This is a genomic window from Streptomyces sp. AM 4-1-1, from assembly GCF_029167625.1.
Taxonomy (GTDB): domain Bacteria; phylum Actinomycetota; class Actinomycetes; order Streptomycetales; family Streptomycetaceae; genus Streptomyces.
The window spans coordinates 3,934,416-3,952,906 of the sequence record NZ_CP119145.1 but is presented as its reverse complement, the minus strand read 5'-3'; the positions used below and the strand labels follow the sequence as shown (position 1 = coordinate 3,952,906).

Below are 18,491 nucleotides of genomic sequence, written 5' to 3'. Positions count from 1 at the left end.
TCCTGCCGAGGCGCGGACCCGTAGCCCTATGCGACCGGCGAGGGACCGGTGGCGGGACCGCCAGGTCCGGGGGCGTCCTGGGCGGCCGTGGTCGTCCAGCCCTGGTCGAGCAGGAGGCATGCCTGGTCGATCGCGGCGGTGGGGTCGGGGCGGGAGCCGGCGAACGCGAGGGCTTCGAGGGTGAACCGGGCGTAGGCGGCGCAGAGCAGGTCGTCGTGCGGCCGGCCGGTCTGGTCGGCGAGAGCGCGGGCCAGAGCGTGTTCGTGGCGCAGCCACATCGCGCGGGAGTACTCGCGCAGGGCCGGGGTCTCCTGGACGAGCCGCTGGAAGTCGGCGAAGCGGGGGTCTCGGGAGTGGGCCGAGTCGACACAGCCGGTGAGATGGGCGCGCAGCGCCTGGGGGATGCTCCGGCCCGGCGGCCGGTCGGTGACGGCGTCGACCAGGGCGGCCTCGTTGCGGGCGTCCTCGTCGAAGACCAGGGCCTCTTTGCCCCGGGGGAAGTAGTTGAACAGGGTCGACACCGACACGTCGGCGCCCTCGGCGATCTCGCGCACGCCCACCTGCTCGTAGCCGCGTTCCAGGAACAGCCGCAGCGCCGTATCGGCGATCGCCTGGCGGGTGGCGGCCTTCTTGCGTTCGCGCCGCCCACCCGTTCCCGCGCGGTCGATCGTCTCTGCCATGTCTCCGACCTTACCCGGCGCACGGCTAATCTGGAACTGTTGCATTTTTGTAGTCGTTGCAAATACCGTGGATGGTGTCCGACGGGTCCGCGGCACAGGTCGCGGACGTACGTGATCCGGCGTCGGCGGAAGGAACACCATGAACTCCGTAGCACCCACCCAGGCCAGGATCAGCGTCATCGGCGCCGGGCCCGGCGGGCTGACCTGCGCCCGCGTCCTCCAGCGGCGCGGCATCGCGGTCACCGTCCACGACCGCGCGCCCAGCGCCGACGCCCGCGACCAGGGCGGCACCCTGGACCTGCACGCCGACAACGGCCAGATCGCCCTGCGCGAGGCCGGTCTGCTCGACGAGTTCTTCACGCTGGCCCGCCCCGAAGGGCAGGAAATGCGGCAGATGGACCCGACCGGCACGATGACGTCCCACAAGGTCCCGGCGGCCGACGAACTCTTCAAACCGGAGATCGACCGCGGCCGGCTACGCGATCTGCTGCTCGCATCCCTGCGACCGGGAACCGTGCGCTGGGGACAGGCCCTCGACACGATCAGCGGGCCCGCCGACGGACCGCGGCGGCTGCGCTTCGCCGACGGCACGACCACGGAAGCCGATCTCGTCATCGGCGCCGACGGCGCCTTCTCCCGGGTACGCCGGGCCGTGTCTCCCGCCAAGCCCCGGTACACCGGGGTGAGTTTCCTGGAGGCGTGGTTCTCCGACGTCGAGAACCGCCACCCCGACATCGCCGAACTGGTCGGCCCGGGCGGCGCCCACGCAGCCGACGGCGACCGCGGACTGTTCGCCCAGCGCAACGGCGGAGACCACATCCGCGTGTACGTCATCCAGCGGGTCCCGGTCGACTGGATCAGCCGGAGCGGCCTGACCGCCGACGACACCGATGGCATCCGCGCCCTGCTCCTCGACGAGTACGCCCACTGGTCGCCCCGTATGCGCCGGATGATCACCGACAACGACGGCCCCTACGTCGACCGTCCGATCCTCGCCCTCCCCGTCCCGCACACCTGGGACCACAACCCGACCGTGACCCTGCTCGGCGACGCCGCCCACCTCATGCCCCCGCTCGGCGTCGGCGTCAACCTCGCCATGCTCGATGCCACCGAACTCGCCCTCGCCCTCGCCGACTCCGCCACCGTCGACGACGCCATCCGCACCTACGAGAGGACCATGCTCCCCCGCTCCACCGAGACGGCCAGGCTCCTCGAAGGCGGCGCCGAGCACCTGCTGTCCGCCGACGTCCCCGACTTCGGCGACGACGACGCCCGCCCCTGAGCCCCCACCGCGAGAACGACACACGTCGGTGCGGACCCCGGCGCGGCTCAACCGAGCAGTGAGTTTGCCGCGTTGAGGAGAAGCAGCGGATGTACGAACCTGTCGGGGGTCGTGGGCGGTACGTACCACGACAGCGGCCAGGTGCGACCGGTGAGTGCCGGAACGGGTACGTAACACACGTGGCCCGGCGCCGAGTTCAGACGCGTCACACCCTCGGGCCATGATTTGTGCGCGGCACTGCCCGCCGGGAGCAGGAAGTAGACCCCACGCCGGCCGTTCGCCGCGATGATGATCGGACCGGGTTCACCGGCCACCATCGACCGCATCGCCTTCGCCAGTCGACGCCCGTCACCGCCGTCGACCCGTACGGCGTCGAATTGGACGCCGGCCTTTCGCAGCTGGAATCCGGAAGACGGAATCCAATCAAGGTTCAGGGTGGAATTTTTGGTATTCACAGGACCAGTCTGGCCCCGGCTGGTTACCTTTTGCCATGACTACGAGGGGTCGTCAGTCACTCGTTGAGCTGCGCGAACTCACGTGGTGAACAGTCGAATTCGACTGGGTCGAGTCGGGACCGGTTGAGACCGGTTGAGTCAGAATGGTGATCGGTATGGCACGAGCGCAGAACAAGGAAACTGCTGGTCCAGCGGCCAAGATGATTGCCGGGGTCGCCCGGCGGGCGCGCATCCGGAAGGGGTGGACACAGGAATACCTCGGCACTCAACTCGGCTACTCCGGGGCGGCGGTGAGCGCCATGGAGACGCTTGCGCAGCCCGCGAGTGACGAGATGCTGGTGGAGTTGGAACGGGTGCTCGGCGACAACATGGGCATCTTCGAGGAGGCGCGACTGTACGTACGGTTGGAGAAGTACCCCCGGCAATTCCAAAACTACGCGCTTTTGGAGCAGACGGCGGTGTCTCTGCGTCTGTACGCGGCAGTCGTCGTGCATGGTCTCTTCCAGACGGAGGCGTACGCCCGCGCGTTGATCGGCGGCAGCTATCCACCACTCCCGGACCAGCGGGTGCAGGAACTGGTGGAGAACCGGATGATTCGCAAGGCGCTCTTCGAGCGTGAGCCCACCGCGCTGATCGAGGTGGTCCTGGAGGAGGCCGTTCTCACTCGCGTCATCGGGTGCCAAGACGTCATGCGCGACCAGATGCGCCACCTGGCCGAGTGCGCTCGACGTCGTAACGTCACGCTTCAGGTGCTTCCACTTGACTGTGGTCTCTCGGGCGAGCATGCAGGGGCCTACGGAGACGTAAATTTGGTGGAGACGCCAGAGCACGACAACCTCGTCTACCTGGAACCGCAAGAAGAGAGCCTGCTGATCAGCGATCCTGATGTGGTGAGCAGGTACGCCCAGCGGTATGCGAAGATCCGAGCACAGGCCCTGGGTCCTCGTGAATCGCTGGACCTTATCGAGCGGTTGGCAGGAGATCGGGAATGAACAGCACCCTCCAGTGGTTCAAGTCCAGCTACAGCAGTGACAGCGGCGGCAACTGCGTCGAGGTCGCCTACGACTGGCACAAGTCCTCGTACAGCAATCCCAGCGGCGGTGATTGCGTGGAGGTGGCCGCCTGCCCCCACGCCGTCCACATCCGCGACTCCAAGGTGCCCGAAGGCCCCACCTTCACAGTCGCTCCGGACGCGTGGTCCACGTTCGTCGGCTGGGCAGACTGAAGCGTACGGGGCCGGGCTGACCCCGGCCCCGTAGCAGCCGCACCACCCCCTCAGGACCTCGTCGAGCGACCGACAGGAGATCGGGTATGGGCAGCACCCTCCAGTGGTTCAAGTCGAACTACAGCGAGGGTGGTCAGTTCACGTGACTGCCCTGATCGGCTCCACAGAACTGCCAGTGCGGACTCGTCCGGGCCGGAAGTTCCTTTCGTACGGGAACTTGTTCGGCAGAGGCGACTGGCCGCACAAGACCAGTTGAAAGGCACCTGTCAGGATCGCGTGCCGATTCGGGCCGTGTCTCGATCCGCGGCGCATCGGGCAGGCGGGGACGGCACGGCGCCCGCACAGCCCCTGCCAGGAACATCGGCCACCCAGTGCATGGCGGTATCCGACCTGATCTTCAAGCTGTGCGACGTGCCCGTTCCAGCAGCACGGCCAGTGCCTCCGCATCGCCGGGACGCACCACTGGGTTCTCGTCGGCGCTGGGTGGTTCGAAGCGGGCGAAGAAGTCGTCGAGGGCTTCAGGAGTGACGGCGAGGGCGTTCGCATCGGCCCGCAGGTTCCGCTCGGTGAGGCGGCGCAACAACCCCTGACGGTCGGCGGGCAGATACACAAGCACGGGGAGGCCGCCCGCATTACGGGCGGCCGCCTTCCATGCCTCGCGGTCCGCGCGCTGCCACAGGCCGTGGTCCAGGACCACGTCGTGGCCGACTCGCAGTTCGGCCGTGAACTGCCCTCGAATGGTGGCCAGGGCGGGGCGCTCGCGGGCGAAGTAGGTGTCCTCGGGATAGTCGACACCGTAGCGGCCGTGCAGCCGGTGGACTTCCTCGTCCACGGACAGCCGGGTGAAGCCGCGTACGACCAGTGCCTGGGCGAGTGTCGTCTTTCCGGATCCGGTGAGTCCGGCGAGGAGAACCGCGAGGGGTGGCACGCTCTTCAGTCCTTTGCTCGCTGTCGGTCCAGGGGTGTGATCATTGTCCATCCTGTCGGCCGCTCCCGGTACGGGGGAGCCAAGTGGTGTGGATGGTCCGGGCTTCGGTGGGCCAGCTGTGCGGCATGAGGTCCAGACCCACCCGGCGGAAGGCGAAACGCGGGTCGGCGACGTTCACCCTGCCCTGATATCGACCGACATGAGCGAGAAACCGGCCGGCCTCGGCCCGTACGGCGGGACTCTGTTCCCGCCACAGGCCGGTGGAGAAGTGATGGACCCGGCGGCGCAGATCGTCCAGAATTCCCGTACGCCATTTGAAGTGGTGGACCGCACTGAGCCGATCCGGGTCGGGCTTGTGGCCGGGCGCACGGTGGTTGCCTGAGGAAAGGGGAATGTCGTGGCGGGCGAGGACGATCTTGCGTGGGTCTCCGTGCAGAAGCCGGTGCGTGAGGTGCCCGCCGAACGGATAGGCATGATCGAGTCCGTCGCGTTGGTTCCAATCGGTCAGATCGCCACTGGCCGAGACACGGTCCAGGAGCAGGCCGCCCACCACCCGCCGGCGGCTGCGTTCGGCCTGGGCGACGACCTCGTGCAAGGGCGCAGGGTACTGCTGGAACTCGTCCGCGTCCGCGAACAGGTGCCAGCCTTGCCCCGCCTGGTGCCGCAACGCGTCGCGGATCCGCGTGTTGGTGTGCTCGTGCCACGGCCCGCTACTGGTCCCGGCGGGCACGATGCCCGCTTGGCGGCACACTGATTGCAGTTCATGGCGGAGTTGGTCGGGGACGTGCTCGGGGAAGTGGAAGGCGAGAAGGAACCGTTCGACGCCCAGCCATCGGTAGTGCTTGATCCAGTCGGTGAGCAGGGCGGGTTCGACGGGCCCGATGACGGCGATCAGCGTAGGCGTCAGCACCTCGCCCCCTTTCCGCACAGGCCGTGGGCGGTCCGGGTCAGGAACCGGACTTGCTCGGCGGCACTCCACAGGTCCAGGGCCTTCAGCGCGCCGGGACCCGGCACGTCGAAGGGCCGACGCACCAGGTCCTCCAGAACCGAGGCGAGCGAGGCAGGGTCTCCTGCGGGGAAGATCCGGGCCCAGGACTGTTCCCGCAGCCGTTGGTTGAGATCCGGGTCGTGGTCGGAGACGATCAGCGGCACGCCGTAGCGGGCCGCGTCCATCACGAGCCCGGACTCCTTCCCTACCGCCGCGTACCGGGCCACCAGGGCCGCGTCGGCCGCCGCGTAGACCAGTCTCAGCACGGGTTCGCCGAGCGGTCCGGGCTCGATATGGAGCCGGACATTCGGCAGGGCCTGCCACCGAGCGAGGACGGAGTCGTCGAGCGGGTGGCCGGTGACGATCACATGCAGCGGTTCCTTCAACGAGCCGAGCGCCGCGCCGATCACTCCGATGTCTTTGTGTGGCCACCAGCCGCCGACCAGACACACCGCGGCCTCCGCTCGGGGGATCGAGAAGGCGGCCCGGCCATCTCGGCGTTCGCCTTCGGTGAGGCGGCGACCGTCGTCGACCGCGAACGCCCGTACCTCCGACGCCATACCGGGGAAGAACCGGGCCACCTGGTCGCGGACCGTGGCGGTCGGACACAGGGCGACCACCCGCCGCCGGCCACAGCGGGTGAGCCGTCCGAACAGGCGCAGGGGCGCGTCCTCGGTGGTGACTGTTTCGTGGACGAACCGCAGGTGAGGGAGTCCGCCCAGCACGGCTGCGGCACCGTGCAGGGCCTCGCTCGCGCTCAGGATCACCACCGCCCCCGCACCCCGACCCTCGCGGCGGGCCGTCCGCAGTGCGGCGGCCTCCACCAGACACCGTGCGACGAGGGTGATCTGGTGCGGACTCCGCCGCACAGCACGAGGCCAGCGGCGGGAGCGAAAGACCCGTTGGGCGACCCAGGAAAGCCTGGCCAGCAGGACGGAGGCCCGCAGCAAGAGACGCGCGCAGTGCCCGGCCCCACCGGTGACCAGCCGCGCCCTGGCCCCGCGCAGGCCGGCGGCCGTCTGCCGGACGATGCCGTTGGGGGCGATCACCAGGGTGCCGGGGCAAGCCCGTGCGAGGGCGAGGAGTGTGTGCTGATGGTGGCCACCCAGCCGGTACGCGTACGGCTCGATCAACACCAACAAGCGCGGGGAGACGCTCGGTTCGGTGTTCATGCCGATCCCTTCCGGATGCCGTGCGCGGAGGCGAACCGCGTGCGTAGCCAGAGCGGGTCGTTCAGCTGCTCGAACTCCTGCGGATCACGGGCAGCTTGGCGGGCGAAGGCGACGCCGTGGCGGGCACCTGAGGCGACGAAGAGCGCGTACTCACCGTCGTGGCTGTCGGTCCAGGCCCTGATCCGGTCTGCTGTGCGGCTGGCACTCATGCCGTATTCACTGCCGCGGGTGAGCATGGCGCACTCACGGAAACCGGCCTTCCAGGCGTGGAACGGGCTCTGGTTGAACCGCGTGACCCCGGCGCTCTCCGGAGCGAATTCGGCCTTGCCGGGCAGGGCGGCCAGCACATCGACCGCATTGCCCATCTGCCGCAGGGCGGTGCGGCGCAGAAGCTTCAGCCCGCCGTACCCGTACGCGTGGCCGGTGACGGGGTTGACCGCCCGCCACACCCGCATCGACACCCCCTCACCGAGTGGTTCGACGGCGGCCGTGTCGAATGCGGGGTGGATGTCGAAGTCCCCGTCAGCGAGGAAGAACTGCTCGTGGTCCACGACCTCCGCGCACAGCCGGTACGCGCGCCGCATTCCGTGCACGCCGTGCAGCCGCTTCACCGGCCCGCCGAACACCCCTTCCAGGCGGGTGTGGAATTGATTGGCAAGGGGCTCGTCGTAAGAGAGCAGTACCGCGCCGAAGCCGCTCATGCGATCGCCTCCAGGTAGCGAACCGCCACGGAGGCCGGGGTGAGGCCGGTGGTGGAGGCGAACGCACGCCGGGCGTGTTCGGCGTGGAAGGCGTCGTCGGTGGCCAGCCGCTCGGCCAGGGCGACGGCCTCGGCCGAGGTGGAGAAGCGGAGGGCGGGGTCGATGTGTTCGGCGAGCCAGCCCATGTGCGGGGAGATCACCGGCAGACCCATGCCCTGGCAGTCGATCACGCTCATCGACCAAGGACAGCCGGGGCGGAAGGGGGCGATGCCGAAGCGGGCGCCGGCCAGCAGCTGCCGGTAGCGGATCCGGTCACCCCGGTCGGAGACCACCTGTACATGCGGCAGGGCCGCCAGTTGGTCGCGCATCCGCTCAGGGCTGTCGTCCAGGCCCGTGCGCTCGGTCCGCCGCGTGCCGAAGAGGTCCATCACCCGCACCCGCACCATCCCGGACGCGGTCAGCTCCCTCGCCAGGTCCACGAACCGCCCGGTGCCGTAGTGCGCGTAGAGCCGGTGGTTGTACACCCCGATCGCCCCCGCACCGGAGCGGTCCGCCGCGGCGACGGTGGCGGGGCCGCGGACCAGGCGCCCGTCGCGTGGCGGGGGCACAACCCGCGTCCGGCCGACGAGGTTCACACCAGCCTGGGTGGCGGCGGCCGATACCCAGGACTCGGCCGTGGCGGAATGGACCATCACCCGGTCGCAGGCGGAAAGGCCCGCGGCGAACGCCAGCAGCACACTGCGCCCGAGTCCCGCGTCGTCCAGTGAGGGATCCAGCACGATCTGCCCGTCGTCGGTGAGAGAGAAGGGGAGATAGTGGCAGTACCCGGCCAACAGGGCACCTGCACCGGCCTCCAGCAGGGCCGCGCGGACGGCGGGCGCCTCCTCGATCTGGTTGGCCACCACCGCATCCGGCTTCGCGGCCCGGATCATGGCCACCAGCCCATCCATGTCCGTACCGAACCGGGCCCGGTACTTCGTACCGTGAACCCTCGTACGGTGGAACACGGCCCGGTTGTCCCCGGCGGGTGACGGTGCCGCGACCGTCACCTCGGCACCGGCGTCCGCCAGAGCCGGTGCGAGGAGATCCGCGAAGATCCACCCGGAGTCGGCGGCCAGCCGGTCGGGGTTGGAGATGTTGAGCAGATACAGCACACGCATGATGCCCCTGCCTCCCATTGCGGCAGCCCGGGTCTCGGACCGGCCGTTCAGGCAGACAACCGCCACCCCCGTCCTCTGGGCAGGGGCGACCACGTACCGCGTACACGGTATGCACGGGGTGTAAGCGACGTGCAAAAACCCGTACGCTGCCCCGTGTTGGCGGGACGATTGCCCCAGCACCGGCGGAAGGCAGCGGGCCGTGACCCTTCACGACACCCACTCGATCTGGCACACCCCAGAAATGCGCGAGGCCATCACCCGGGGCGACCCGGGAGCGGTCGTGCGCCTGGCCCGCCGCGCGGCCGAACTCACCCAGGCACAGCTCGGTCAGGCCACCGGCTACACCGCCGCGTCCATCTCCCGGATGGAACGCGGCAAACAGCCGATGCGGGACATGCACCTCCTCCAGCAGATCGCCGACGTGCTGACCATCCCGCCCCAACTCCTCGGCCTTGCGTCCCGACACGCCCCGCCGTCAGGCCCTGAATCCGTCCCCCGTCCGGCCGCCGGTGGGACTAGGGTTGCCGCACGAGACGGACGAGACCTGTTCGGTGAAGAGGGTGAGAACCCGGTGCGACGCCGCAATCTCCTGGCCGGCCTGGCCGCCGCCACCGCCGGTACCGTCCTCGGTGCCTCCCCGGCCGCTGCCCGTCCGACGCTGACGGGCCTGGAAGACCTGCTCCTGCACCGCGGCGGCGATCTCACCGGCACCGAACCCACGCGCGCCGCGGTCACCGCAGCCCTGGATGCTTCCCGCCGGGACTTCGGAACCTGCCGCTACGACAGCCTCGCCCGCGCCCTGCCCTCCCGCATCGCCCTCGCCCAAGCCCTGGGCCGCCACCGTGCCACGGAAGAGTCGGCCGCGGCCGTCGCAGAGCTCTACAACATCGCCACCCGGCTGTGCATCAAACTCGGCGAGGACGGACTGGCCGCCGTCACCGCAGACCGCGCGCTGACCGCCGCTCTCTCAGGTGCCGACGCGCTGACCATCGCCGAGGCACACCGCATGGTCTCCAGCTCCTGGCGACGCCAGGGCCACTACGCCCGCGCCACCGATGTCGCCGTCACCGCCGCTGAACAACTGGCCGCCGACCGCACCACCTCTCAAACCCAGCGTCTCTCGGTGCAGGGCAACCTCTACGCGACCGCCGCCTACACCGCCGCCAAGCACGGCGACCGCAACACCGCCCACAACCTGATCGCCGAAGCCGAAGCCACTGCGAGGCGTCTGGGCCAGGACCAGTCCCCTGGCGGCACGGCGTTCTTCGGCCCCAGCCAGGTTCTCCTGCACCAGATCTCCATCAGCCACCTCCTCGGCGACGCCGGCACGGCCATCGACCACGCCCGCCACGTCAACACCGGGCAACTGCCGACCGCTGAGCGCCGGGCCCGCTACTGGATCGACGTGGCCCGCTCATTCGACCAGTGGAACAAACCCGACCGCTGCTACCGCGCCCTGCTGGCTGCCGAGGAAGCCGCCCCGCAAGAAGTGCGCCGTGGCGCGGTACGCACCATGGCGGGCGGGCTGCTCCGCCACGACCGCACCCTGCCTGGCGTACGGTCCTTCGCCCACCGTGTCGGCGCACTCACCTGACCTCAACCCATGGTGACGGCGGTGATTGCGTCGAGATGGCCACCTGCCCCCACGCCGTCCACATCCGCGACTCCAAGGTCCCCGAAGGACCCACCTTCACAGTCGCTCCGGACGCGTGGTCGACGTTCGTCGGCTGGGCAGACTGAAGCGTACGTACAGGGCCGGGCCGTCCCCGGCCCCGTCGGCCGCTCCTCAGTCAGGCGTTCCTCAGGCGGGCGCTCCTCAGGCGGGCGTTCCCAGGTCGCCCGCGAAGACGATCATCTGGTCGATCCGCCCGTCGCGCAGGTGCACGACATCCGTGCCCGCCAGCCGTGGGCCGTCGGCCGGTGTGCTGAGGGCCCAGCGGTAGCGGGCCCACTCGTCGGGGGCGTCCACGGCCGAGCACCGCACCATGGTGCCGGGCCCCGCCGGGTGCTTTCGCATGTCCAGCACGAACCGTTCGACCGCCTCGATGCCATGGCTGCGTCCCAGGGGTCCCCAGAAGATGACGTCCGGGGTGAGGGCCTGGAAGAGGAGGTCGGTCACATAGCTGTCGCTGGAGGCGTTGAAGGCGGAGAGGAAGGTGTCGATGGCTTCTTGAGCCGAGCGTTCCTGCATCCTTCTGTCCTATCAGACCCGACGCGACGCGGGCCGGGGACGGGAACAAGACCCGCGGGGCCGGACGGGCAGGCGGACGCGCGGACGGACAGGTGACCGGACCGACAGGCGGGCCGCCGGGCCGTCGGGCGGGTCACTCCATGACGAACCGCGCGACACCGGATTCCAGGAGTGCGCCTGCCGAGTCCAACAGTGGTTCCAGCGCCGCGAGTTGGTCGTATTCCGTCCGGAGGACGGGGATGCGGAAGCACTCGATCACGTGCGCCAGGTCGTCCAGGGCCAGTTCCGCCTCATCGTTGTCGATCATGTCGATGACCGAACGCAGTGCCGAGGCCGCGTTCTTCTCCATGGCCGATCGGCGGGCGATGGTCTCGGCGGTGGAGCGCAGAAGGTCCTCGGGGGAGCCCGGTCGGGGTGGTCGCATCCGCCCAGTTCACCAGGCCACCGTCGGTCACCGGCCTCCGCCCCCGGGGGACATGGCACGCGAAGGACCCGCGAGCGTGCGCTCGCGGGTCCTCGTGTGTCGCCGTGTCGCAGACCGGGTTCGTCAGTGGATGGTCAGCGGACGGTCAGTGTGAACTCCGCGGTGCCCTTCTTCCCCGCCTGGTCCGTGGCCGTGACGGTGACCTTGTAGACACCGGCCTGGAACGGAGCGAAGACGGTCATCTGCGAGGTCCCGCCCTGCGCCACCGTCGACGGGAAGAACATCGGGTCCATCGTCACGCCCGTGGCGGTGAGCTTGCTGGAACCCTGCCCACCGGTCACCGTGACGTTCGTCTGGAACATCTGGCCGCGGCTGATGGTGCCGGAGGAGACCGCCAGCACCGGCTTGGGGCCTTCGGTGGTGGTGGTGCCGTCGACCGTGAGCGTGTACGTCGCGGTCTTGGTGCCCGAGGCGCTCTTGGCCTGGACGGTGATGGCGTAGTTGCCCTTCGGCGTCTGCGCGGAGGTCTCGAAGGTGACCTTCGCGGCGTCGCCGGCCTGGATGGAGGTGGGCTGGAACATGGCGGTCGTACCGGCGGGGAGGCCGGTCGCCGACAGCGCGATGTCCTCGGCGCCCGCGCTACCGGCCTGGGTGGTCAGCGCGGTGGACACGTGGTTGCCCGCGTCGACCCGTCCGGAGGTGGGGTTGAGGGCCACCGAGAACGTACCCTCGCCCGGGTCGGTGCCGCCGTCGACCGTGAGCGTGTACGTCGCGGTCTTGGTGCCCGAGGCGCTCTTGGCCTGGACGGTGATGGTGTGGTTGCCCTTCGGCGTCTGACCGGTGGTCTCGAAGGTGACCTTCGCGTTCTCACCGGTGCGGATGGAGGTGGGCTGGAACGTGGCGGTCGTACCGGCGGGGAGGCCGGTCGCCGACAGGTCGATCTGCTCGGCGCCCGTGCCACCGGCCTGGCTGGTCAGCGTGGTGGACACGTACTTGCCCGCGTCGACCCGACCGGAGGCGGGGTCGAGAGCCACCGAGAACGTACCGTCGCCGGGGTCCGTGCCGCCGTCGACCGTGAGCGTGTACGTCGCGGTCTTGGTGCCGGACGCGCTCTTGGCCTGGACGGTGATGGTGTGGTTGCCCTTCGGCGTCTGACCGGTGGTCTCGAAGGTGACCTTCGCGCCTTCGCCCGCCTGGATGGAGGTGGGCTGGAACGTGGCGGTCGTACCGGCGGGGAGACCGGTCGCCGACAGGTCGACCTTCTCGGCGCCCGCGCCACCGGCCTGGGTGGTCACTCCGGTGGAGACGTACTTACCGGCGTCGACCCGACCGGAGGCGGGGTCGAGAGCCACCGAGAACGTACCGTCGCCCGGATCGCTGCCGATCTCGCCCTTGGCCCAGTCACCCATCGTGTTGGTGAGGCGGGACATGATGCTGTAGCGGTCGCAGTTGCTCGCGCCCCATGACACGAGGCCGACCACGACGCCGTCCACGGTGAACGGGCCACCGCTGTCACCCGAGCAGGTCGCGGTGCGTCCGTCGTTGTAACCGATGCAGACCATCAGGTCGGGGTTGACCCGGATGTCGAACACCTGGCAGTTGGCGGCGTCGTTGACCGGCATCGTGGTCTTGTTGAGCACGCCGGTGGAGCCGTTGGCGGAGGTCTTGCCCCAGCCGAACGCCGTCCCGGTCCTGCCGGGCTGGGTGAGCGCGCTGTCACCCGAACCGGCGACCTTGGCCCACTGGCTCGGGGGCACCGGGATGTCGTCCACCGTGGTCACGACGGCGACGTCGTAACCGTTCTGCCAGCTGTTGGTGCCGGTGTACTTCGGGTGCACCTTGTAGGAGGCGAGCTTCGTGCGGAAGGTCTCGTCGCCCGGGGTGTTCAGGTCGTCGTCGCCGTACAGATAGCTCTTCGCGCCGGTGGCGTCGATCATGCAGTGCGCGGCGGTGAGGATCTTGTTCCGGCCGACCACCGACGCGGTACAGGAGGCTCCCTGGGGGCCGCCGCCGCCGACGCGCAGGCCGGTGATGAGGGACGGGTTCTCCCTGACCGTGGTGCGCTGCCCGTTGACCACCTTGGGGGTGGCGGCGCTCTCGTCGGGATGCAGTTGATCGGTGGGGATGGCGGCGTGGGCGGGGGTGGGCCCGCTGTGCGTGGCGGCCGCGGCCGGTATGGCGGCCGGCAGGAGGGCTACGGCCACCGCCACGATCAGCGGCCGTAGCAGATGTCTTGCTCTCATGGACGATCCCTTGGTGGTGTGGTGAGTGGGGGGGCGAGGAGAGGACGGCCGGGAAAGGGGTGCGGAAGGAGTTGTCCTCGGGTGTGTTTCGCTGAAGCGCCGGGGACGGTCCCGGGAGCGGACCGGTGCCCGGCTCTCCCGGCGACTCAGAAGGTGATCGACCAGCCGGTGAGCACGCCGGTGTCGTACCGGTACGCGTCCTTGACCCGCAGCTTCCAGACGCCGTTGGCCTTCTCGGCGGAGGCGTCGACCGTGAAGGTCTTGTGGACGCCGCCCGCGGTACCGACGCCGCCCGAACGCAGCAGCGAGTAGCTTGCGCCGCTCGGCCCGACGAGGTCGATGGACAGGTCGGCGCTGTACGTGTGGTCGATGTCGACCTTCACCGCGAGCGCGGACGAGGCGTTGCCGGCGCAGGAGTCCTGGGTGATGTCGCTGCTGCCCTCTCCCGCGTCGGGGATGGTCACGGCCTGGGCGTTGGACTTGGTGCCGCAGACCGGACTCGGGCCGCTGCCTCCGATGAAGCCGGTGTACAGCAGCTTGTTCGGCGAACCGGACCCGGCGTTGGTGACCAGGTTCGGCGTGGCGTTGTTGACGAGCGCGTCGCGCACCTGCTGCGGGGTGGCACTCCGGTTGGCCTCCAGGTACATCGCCGCCGCACCCGCGACGTGCGGAGTCGCCATGGACGTACCGCTGCCGGAGCGGTAACCGCCGGTGTTGTCGGCGGAGGTGATGTTGCCGCCGGGTGCGAACAGGTCGAGGCAGCTGCCGTAGTTGCCGCTGCGGCTGCCGCCCTGGTTCATCCAGCCGACCGTGATCGCCTCGGGCACCCGGGCGGGGCTCACACCGCAGGAGTCCACACCGTCGTTGCCGCCCGCGACCACGACGACGAAGCCCTTGGCCACCAGCGCCTTGACCTGCTGGTCACCGACGCCGACGGAGTCCATGCCGAGGCTCATGTTGACCACGGCCGGGCCCTTGCCGTTGGTGGCGACCCACTCCATGCCCGCGATGGTGGCCGAGTCGGGGCCGCTGCCGTCACAGCCGAGCGTCCGCACCGCGACGACCTTGGCCTTCTTGGCGATGCCGACGGTCTTGCCGGCGATGGTGCCCGCCACGTGCGTTCCGTGCCAGAAGCAGTCGGTGGCATCCGTGTCGTTGTCGACGAAGTCGTAGCCGAAGCCGGCCCGGCCCTCGAACTCGGTGTGGTTCTTGGCCACACCGGAGTCGATGACGTAGGCGGTGATGCCGTCAGCGGTGTTCGGATAGGAGTACTTCTTGTCGAGGCTGGTGGTCTTCTGGTCGCTCTGGTCCAGCCCCCACGAGGGCGGGTTCAGCTGGTCGGCCGTGGCGCGGGTGGTGCCGTCCTCGTACACCGCCTTGACGGACGGGTCGGCCGCGAGCCGCCGGGCCTCCTGCGCACTGGTGCCGTGGACGGTGAAGCCGTTGAACGTGGCGGAGAAGGTCCTGGAGACCGAGGCGCCGTAGCGCTTGGCCAGGCTGGTGGCCTGCCCGGCCGCTGCCTTGGGCGCGTCGTCCTTCAGAACGACGATGTACTGTCCCTGAACGGGGTGGGAAGCCTTCTGGACCGCGGCTTCGGCCATGGGACCGGCGGCCTGGGGCGGCTGTGCGCCGGCCGTGCCGCCGACGGCCAGCGCGGCGGCGGCCAGCACGGCCACCGTGCCGGCACGTCGTGTGCCGTGCAAGGATCTGTCTCGCATGAGAACTCCGTCTCCCCGCTCAGGGTCCGGCGATCCGGACATGAGGAGTGGCCGCCGGGGGTCGGGGAACGGTGAACCACTCGGCGAGAACGATCCCCCCGGCCCGGTCGCCCGAACAACCGTGGGAACTACCCGTAGAGGTACGGGATTTTGCCGACCGGGAACACGGCCTTCCGGAACAACACCGCCTTGGCTATCCTCTGGACACCTCATCAATGATCAACGGTCAAGCCAGGATTTTTGGCGGGAGCGGGACGATGACGAATGGTGCGCAGCCGGCCAGAGCCCCGTCCCCGGCGGTGCTGCGGACCAGCTCACCGGTGCTTGTGGGCCGCGACCGGGAACTGCGGGCCCTGATCACCGCCGTCGCCGCCGCACCATCGGTGATCTTCGTCGAGGGGGAGGCGGGCGTCGGCAAGTCCCGCCTGATCGCCGAACTGATCACCGGACTGACCACCGAACCGATCGCCGGCCCGCGCGGACGTCCACCACGGACCCTGGTCCAGTACTGCCAGCCGCTGCGCGATCCGTTCCCGTACGGCGTCGTCCTCGACTGCCTGCGCCAGTGCGCGGGCCAACTGGGGCGAAGACGGGAGAAGCTGAGCCCCGTCGTCGGTGCGCTCCGCCCCTATCTGCCCGAGCTCGCCGACTCGCTGCCGCCCGCGCTGCCACCGCTGGGCGATCCCGGCGCCGAGCAGCACCAGGTCTTCCGCGCCGTCCGCGACCTGCTGGCCGCGCTGGGCCGGGTCGTCCTGGTCATCGAGGACATGCACTGGGCGGACGAGGGCACCCGGCAGCTCCTGCGGTTCGTGATGACCGACCCGCCCCCCGGCCTTTCGCTGGTCATGACCTACCGCCGCGAGGACCTGGCGGGCAACGCGCCGCTGGGCCGGCCGTTCCGCGCACCGCCGGGCGCCACCGGGGCGCACCTGACCCTGGGGCCGCTGGACACCGACGGCGTACGGGAGCTGGCCGAGGCGATCCTCGGCGCTCCGGTGGCCGAGGGGTTCGCCGAGATCGTGCGGCAGCGCACCGCCGGTATCCCCTTCGTGGTGGAGGAGACGACGTGCGCGCTGCGCGCTCTGGAGGAGCGGCTGTGCGCCGACGAGGAGACGGCTCGCCGTCTGCTGGACATCGTCGAGGTGCCCGTACTGCTGCGTGAGGCGATGGCCGAGCGCATGCACGCGCTGCCGGACGACGCGCGTACCGTCGCGCAGGCGTCGGCGGTCCTCGGGGTCCCCGCGTCGGTCGCGCTGCTGAGCGCGGTCGCCGGAGTGAAGGGGAGCAGGGCGCACGTCACCCGGCTGCTGGAGCAGGCGGTGCTGGTGGAGGCCGCGGAGAACGCGTACGGCTTCCGGCACGCGCTCGGCCAACGGGCGGTCTACGAATCGCTCTCGGGCCCGTACCGCCAGGAACTGCACGTGCGCGCGGTACGGGAGCTGGCACGGATGGACCCGCCGCCGCTGGTCCAGCTGGCCTCGCACTGCAAACGCGCCGGGCTGACGGCGGACTGGCTGCGCTACAGCGAGGCGGCGGCCGACGCGGCGGTACGGGCCGGGGACACCTTCACCGCGATGGAACTGCTCTGCGCCGCGGTGGCCGAACCCACCGTCCCGGCCGGGGACGTGGACCGGCTCGCGGTCAACCTGTGCGAATCCGCGCTGATGGGCCTGCACCACCAGGAGGTCACCACACAGATCGAGCAGTTGTCGTCCGATCCCCGCCTCTCGGACGAGGTGCGCGGCGAGGTGCACCTGTGGCTGGGGTTGCTGCTGATCCGCAGGCCGGGCGGGATGGGCCGGGGCCGGGCGGAGATCGAGCTGGCCGTCGAAGCGCTGCACGGCCGGCCCGAACGCCGGCTGCGCGGCATGTCCGTGCTGGCCCTGCCCTACATCAGCACCGGCCCGTACGCCGACGACCTGGTCTGGCTGGAGCGGGTGGACGCGCACGTGGAGGCCCTGGAGCCGGGCGGTCTGCGTACGGAGCTGCTGGCGTCCACCCTCGGAGCCCGGGTGCACGTCGGCGACCGGCGGGTGTGGGACCGGCTCGGCCTGCTGCCCCCCGCGTCCGGACCGGTCGACGCCGAGACGCTGCGCGCGCTGGCACGCGCGCACTGCAATCTGGCCGACGGCTGCTCGTGGACCGGACACTACGGGCGGGCCCGGGAGTTCCTGCACAGCGGCCTGGACCTGGCCAAGCGCGCGGGGGCGTCCTACGTGGTGGGCACCGCCGAGGCCACCCGCGCCCGGCTCGACTGGCACGTCGGCGACTGGGACGGCCTGGCGGAACGGGTCGAACGGCTCATGCAGACCTACGCCCACCTCTTGTGGGTGACCAGCGAACTGAATCTGGTGAAGGGCTGGCTGGCGACCGCGCGCGGCGACTGGGGCCGCGCGGAGACCGCCTTCAAGGCCACCCGCATGGATCAGCCCGACTCGGCCATCATCCCGGTCGCCGCCGCCGCGCTCGGCGCGATGGTCACGCTGCTGTCGAACCGCGACGACACGGCGGCGGCCTGCGAGTACGCCGACCGGGGCGCGGCACTGATCCGGCGCAAGGGCGTGTGGTCCTGGGCGGGGGAGCTGGCCTGCCCGGCCGTGGAGGCGTACGTGGCCGCCGGACGCCACGACGACGCGCACGCCTTCGTGGCCGACCTGGCCGCCGGGCTCGACGGGATCGACGCGCCGCTGGCACAGGCGTCGCTGATCGCCGCCCGAGCGCGACTCGCGGAGGCGGCGGGGGACCTGACCGGCACGGACCGCCTCTGCGACGAGGCGATCGGCCGCTTCGAGGCCCTCGGGTTCCCCTACCGGGCGGCCCGGCTCACCGAGTCGGTGGCGGCGCGCGCGGCCGACGTCACCGCGCTCACCGATCTCGCGCGCACCTACGAGGAGTTCGGCGCGACCACGGACGCGGCCCGCTGCCGCCACCTGATCCGCGGCGCCGGTGCGAGCACCCCCTCGCCGCGTGGCCGACGTGGCTACGGCAACGAACTCTCGCCCCGGGAACGCGAGGTGACGCGCCTGCTGGCACACGGCCGCACCAACCGCGAGATCGCCCAGGCGATGTTCCTGTCCCCTCGGACGGTCGAGGAACACGTGGCCAAGGTGCTGCGCAAACTCGGGGTGAGATCACGGCAGGAGATCCACCTCTGACCGTCGACGCGGATCGGGCCCGTATCCACCCGAGCTGACCGTGACCAGGCACGCACTGTTGGGTGGGTGGCCGCCTGGCTGAGGGCTGTCCCGCACGCCCACCAGGGATTGCGGGACAGCCCTTTAGGCGCGCATACACGACGAGGCATTCGATCACCCGCGCCGAGGC

At 70.2% G+C, this 18,491-nt stretch carries 16 protein-coding genes and 1 pseudogene; 6 read left to right on the top strand and 11 right to left on the bottom strand.

All coding sequences use genetic code 11. The annotated features are described in order from the left end of the window. Nucleotides 1-26: 26 nt before the first annotated feature. Nucleotides 27-680: a TetR/AcrR family transcriptional regulator gene (locus PZB75_RS16985; RefSeq protein ID WP_275536150.1), complete on the bottom strand. Its 654-nt coding sequence runs from the start codon at nucleotides 678-680 to the stop codon at nucleotides 27-29. Between the two features lie 139 nt (nucleotides 681-819). On the opposite strand from PZB75_RS16985, the gene PZB75_RS16980 reads away from it, so the two are divergent. Further along, entirely contained in the window at nucleotides 820-1,962 is a 1,143-nt protein-coding gene (locus PZB75_RS16980) for an NAD(P)/FAD-dependent oxidoreductase (RefSeq protein WP_275536149.1), read from the top strand. A gap of 47 nt (nucleotides 1,963-2,009) precedes the next feature. Here PZB75_RS16980 and PZB75_RS16975 read toward each other — a convergent pair whose 3' ends face one another. Then, nucleotides 2,010-2,417, bottom strand: coding sequence for a hypothetical protein (locus PZB75_RS16975; protein ID WP_275536148.1), 408 nt, complete (start codon nucleotides 2,415-2,417; stop codon nucleotides 2,010-2,012). A gap of 155 nt (nucleotides 2,418-2,572) precedes the next feature. Between PZB75_RS16975 and PZB75_RS16970 the strand changes: the two genes are divergently transcribed. Both PZB75_RS16970 and PZB75_RS16965 read left to right on the top strand, forming a co-directional pair. Beyond that, the gene (locus PZB75_RS16970) at nucleotides 2,573-3,409 is read left to right on the top strand and encodes a helix-turn-helix transcriptional regulator (RefSeq protein WP_275536147.1); all 837 of its coding nucleotides are present in this window, start codon (nucleotides 2,573-2,575) and stop codon (nucleotides 3,407-3,409) included. After that, nucleotides 3,406-3,642, top strand: coding sequence for a DUF397 domain-containing protein (locus PZB75_RS16965; RefSeq protein ID WP_275536146.1), 237 nt, complete (start codon nucleotides 3,406-3,408; stop codon nucleotides 3,640-3,642). The genes PZB75_RS16970 and PZB75_RS16965 overlap by 4 nt, the downstream gene beginning before the upstream one ends. 397 nt (nucleotides 3,643-4,039) lie before the next feature. On the opposite strand, the gene PZB75_RS16960 is transcribed toward PZB75_RS16965, so the two are convergent. From PZB75_RS16960 to PZB75_RS16940, 5 genes are read right to left on the bottom strand one after another with little or no spacing between them, the layout of a single operon-like run. Beyond that, entirely contained in the window at nucleotides 4,040-4,570 is a 531-nt protein-coding gene (locus PZB75_RS16960; protein WP_275536145.1) for an ATP-binding protein, read from the bottom strand. A 40-nt stretch (nucleotides 4,571-4,610) separates the two neighbouring features. Next, the gene (locus PZB75_RS16955) at nucleotides 4,611-5,480 is read right to left on the bottom strand and encodes a glycosyltransferase family 2 protein (RefSeq protein ID WP_275536144.1); all 870 of its coding nucleotides are present in this window, start codon (nucleotides 5,478-5,480) and stop codon (nucleotides 4,611-4,613) included. Continuing rightward, nucleotides 5,474-6,730 (bottom strand): hypothetical protein, encoded by a 1,257-nt coding sequence (locus PZB75_RS16950; protein WP_275536143.1) that lies wholly within the window; start codon nucleotides 6,728-6,730, stop codon nucleotides 5,474-5,476. Before PZB75_RS16950 ends, PZB75_RS16955 begins: the two co-directional genes overlap by 7 nt. After that, the gene (locus PZB75_RS16945; RefSeq protein ID WP_275536142.1) at nucleotides 6,727-7,431 is read right to left on the bottom strand and encodes a hypothetical protein; all 705 of its coding nucleotides are present in this window, start codon (nucleotides 7,429-7,431) and stop codon (nucleotides 6,727-6,729) included. The genes PZB75_RS16950 and PZB75_RS16945 overlap by 4 nt, the downstream gene beginning before the upstream one ends. Next, complete coding sequence (locus PZB75_RS16940; protein WP_275536141.1) at nucleotides 7,428-8,591, bottom strand: glycosyltransferase family 1 protein; 1,164 nt, start codon at nucleotides 8,589-8,591, stop codon at nucleotides 7,428-7,430. Before PZB75_RS16940 ends, PZB75_RS16945 begins: the two co-directional genes overlap by 4 nt. 199 nt (nucleotides 8,592-8,790) lie before the next feature. Between PZB75_RS16940 and PZB75_RS16935 the strand changes: the two genes are divergently transcribed. Together PZB75_RS16935 and PZB75_RS16930 are read left to right on the top strand one after the other, a co-directional pair. Next, nucleotides 8,791-10,185, top strand: coding sequence for a helix-turn-helix transcriptional regulator (locus tag PZB75_RS16935; RefSeq protein ID WP_275536140.1), 1,395 nt, complete (start codon nucleotides 8,791-8,793; stop codon nucleotides 10,183-10,185). Between the two features lie 17 nt (nucleotides 10,186-10,202). Further along, a pseudogene (locus tag PZB75_RS16930) lies at nucleotides 10,203-10,331 on the top strand (DUF397 domain-containing protein); the annotation flags it as partial. Between the two features lie 76 nt (nucleotides 10,332-10,407). On the opposite strand, the gene PZB75_RS16925 reads toward PZB75_RS16930, so the two are convergent. From PZB75_RS16925 to PZB75_RS16910, 4 genes are all read right to left on the bottom strand, one after another. Then, nucleotides 10,408-10,782: a nuclear transport factor 2 family protein gene (locus tag PZB75_RS16925; RefSeq protein ID WP_275536139.1), complete on the bottom strand. Its 375-nt coding sequence runs from the start codon at nucleotides 10,780-10,782 to the stop codon at nucleotides 10,408-10,410. 133 nt (nucleotides 10,783-10,915) lie between these two features. After that, entirely contained in the window at nucleotides 10,916-11,206 is a 291-nt protein-coding gene (locus tag PZB75_RS16920; RefSeq protein ID WP_275536138.1) for a hypothetical protein, read from the bottom strand. Between the two features lie 134 nt (nucleotides 11,207-11,340). Continuing rightward, nucleotides 11,341-13,449, bottom strand: a complete 2,109-nt coding sequence (locus PZB75_RS16915; protein WP_275536137.1) for a trypsin-like serine protease — start codon at nucleotides 13,447-13,449, stop codon at nucleotides 11,341-11,343. A gap of 146 nt (nucleotides 13,450-13,595) precedes the next feature. Next, complete coding sequence (locus tag PZB75_RS16910; protein ID WP_275536136.1) at nucleotides 13,596-15,167, bottom strand: S8 family peptidase; 1,572 nt, start codon at nucleotides 15,165-15,167, stop codon at nucleotides 13,596-13,598. Nucleotides 15,168-15,424: 257 nt separating this feature from the next. Here PZB75_RS16910 and PZB75_RS16905 point away from each other — a divergent pair, with 257 nt between their 5' ends. Further along, nucleotides 15,425-18,322 carry a LuxR family transcriptional regulator gene (locus PZB75_RS16905; protein WP_275536135.1) on the top strand — a complete coding sequence of 966 codons (2,898 nt, stop codon included), beginning with the start codon at nucleotides 15,425-15,427 and terminating at the stop codon, nucleotides 18,320-18,322. Nucleotides 18,323-18,491 lie beyond the last annotated feature (169 nt).

What these genes read in the sequence shown, in the direction of transcription:
- PZB75_RS16985 (WP_275536150.1), bottom strand. Translation starts at nt 680, where the DNA reads ATGGCAGAGACGATCGACCGCGCGGGAACGGGTGGGCGGCGCGAACGC.
- PZB75_RS16980 (WP_275536149.1), top strand. Translation starts at nt 820, where the DNA reads ATGAACTCCGTAGCACCCACCCAGGCCAGGATCAGCGTCATCGGCGCC.
- PZB75_RS16970 (WP_275536147.1), top strand. Translation starts at nt 2,573, where the DNA reads ATGGCACGAGCGCAGAACAAGGAAACTGCTGGTCCAGCGGCCAAGATG.
- PZB75_RS16965 (WP_275536146.1), top strand. Translation starts at nt 3,406, where the DNA reads ATGAACAGCACCCTCCAGTGGTTCAAGTCCAGCTACAGCAGTGACAGC.
- PZB75_RS16950 (WP_275536143.1), bottom strand. Translation starts at nt 6,730, where the DNA reads ATGAACACCGAACCGAGCGTCTCCCCGCGCTTGTTGGTGTTGATCGAG.
- PZB75_RS16945 (WP_275536142.1), bottom strand. Translation starts at nt 7,431, where the DNA reads ATGAGCGGCTTCGGCGCGGTACTGCTCTCTTACGACGAGCCCCTTGCC.
- PZB75_RS16940 (WP_275536141.1), bottom strand. Translation starts at nt 8,591, where the DNA reads ATGCGTGTGCTGTATCTGCTCAACATCTCCAACCCCGACCGGCTGGCC.
- PZB75_RS16925 (WP_275536139.1), bottom strand. Translation starts at nt 10,782, where the DNA reads ATGCAGGAACGCTCGGCTCAAGAAGCCATCGACACCTTCCTCTCCGCC.
- PZB75_RS16920 (WP_275536138.1), bottom strand. Translation starts at nt 11,206, where the DNA reads ATGCGACCACCCCGACCGGGCTCCCCCGAGGACCTTCTGCGCTCCACC.
- PZB75_RS16915 (WP_275536137.1), bottom strand. Translation starts at nt 13,449, where the DNA reads ATGAGAGCAAGACATCTGCTACGGCCGCTGATCGTGGCGGTGGCCGTA.
- PZB75_RS16910 (WP_275536136.1), bottom strand. Translation starts at nt 15,167, where the DNA reads ATGCGAGACAGATCCTTGCACGGCACACGACGTGCCGGCACGGTGGCC.
- PZB75_RS16905 (WP_275536135.1), top strand. Translation starts at nt 15,425, where the DNA reads ATGACGAATGGTGCGCAGCCGGCCAGAGCCCCGTCCCCGGCGGTGCTG.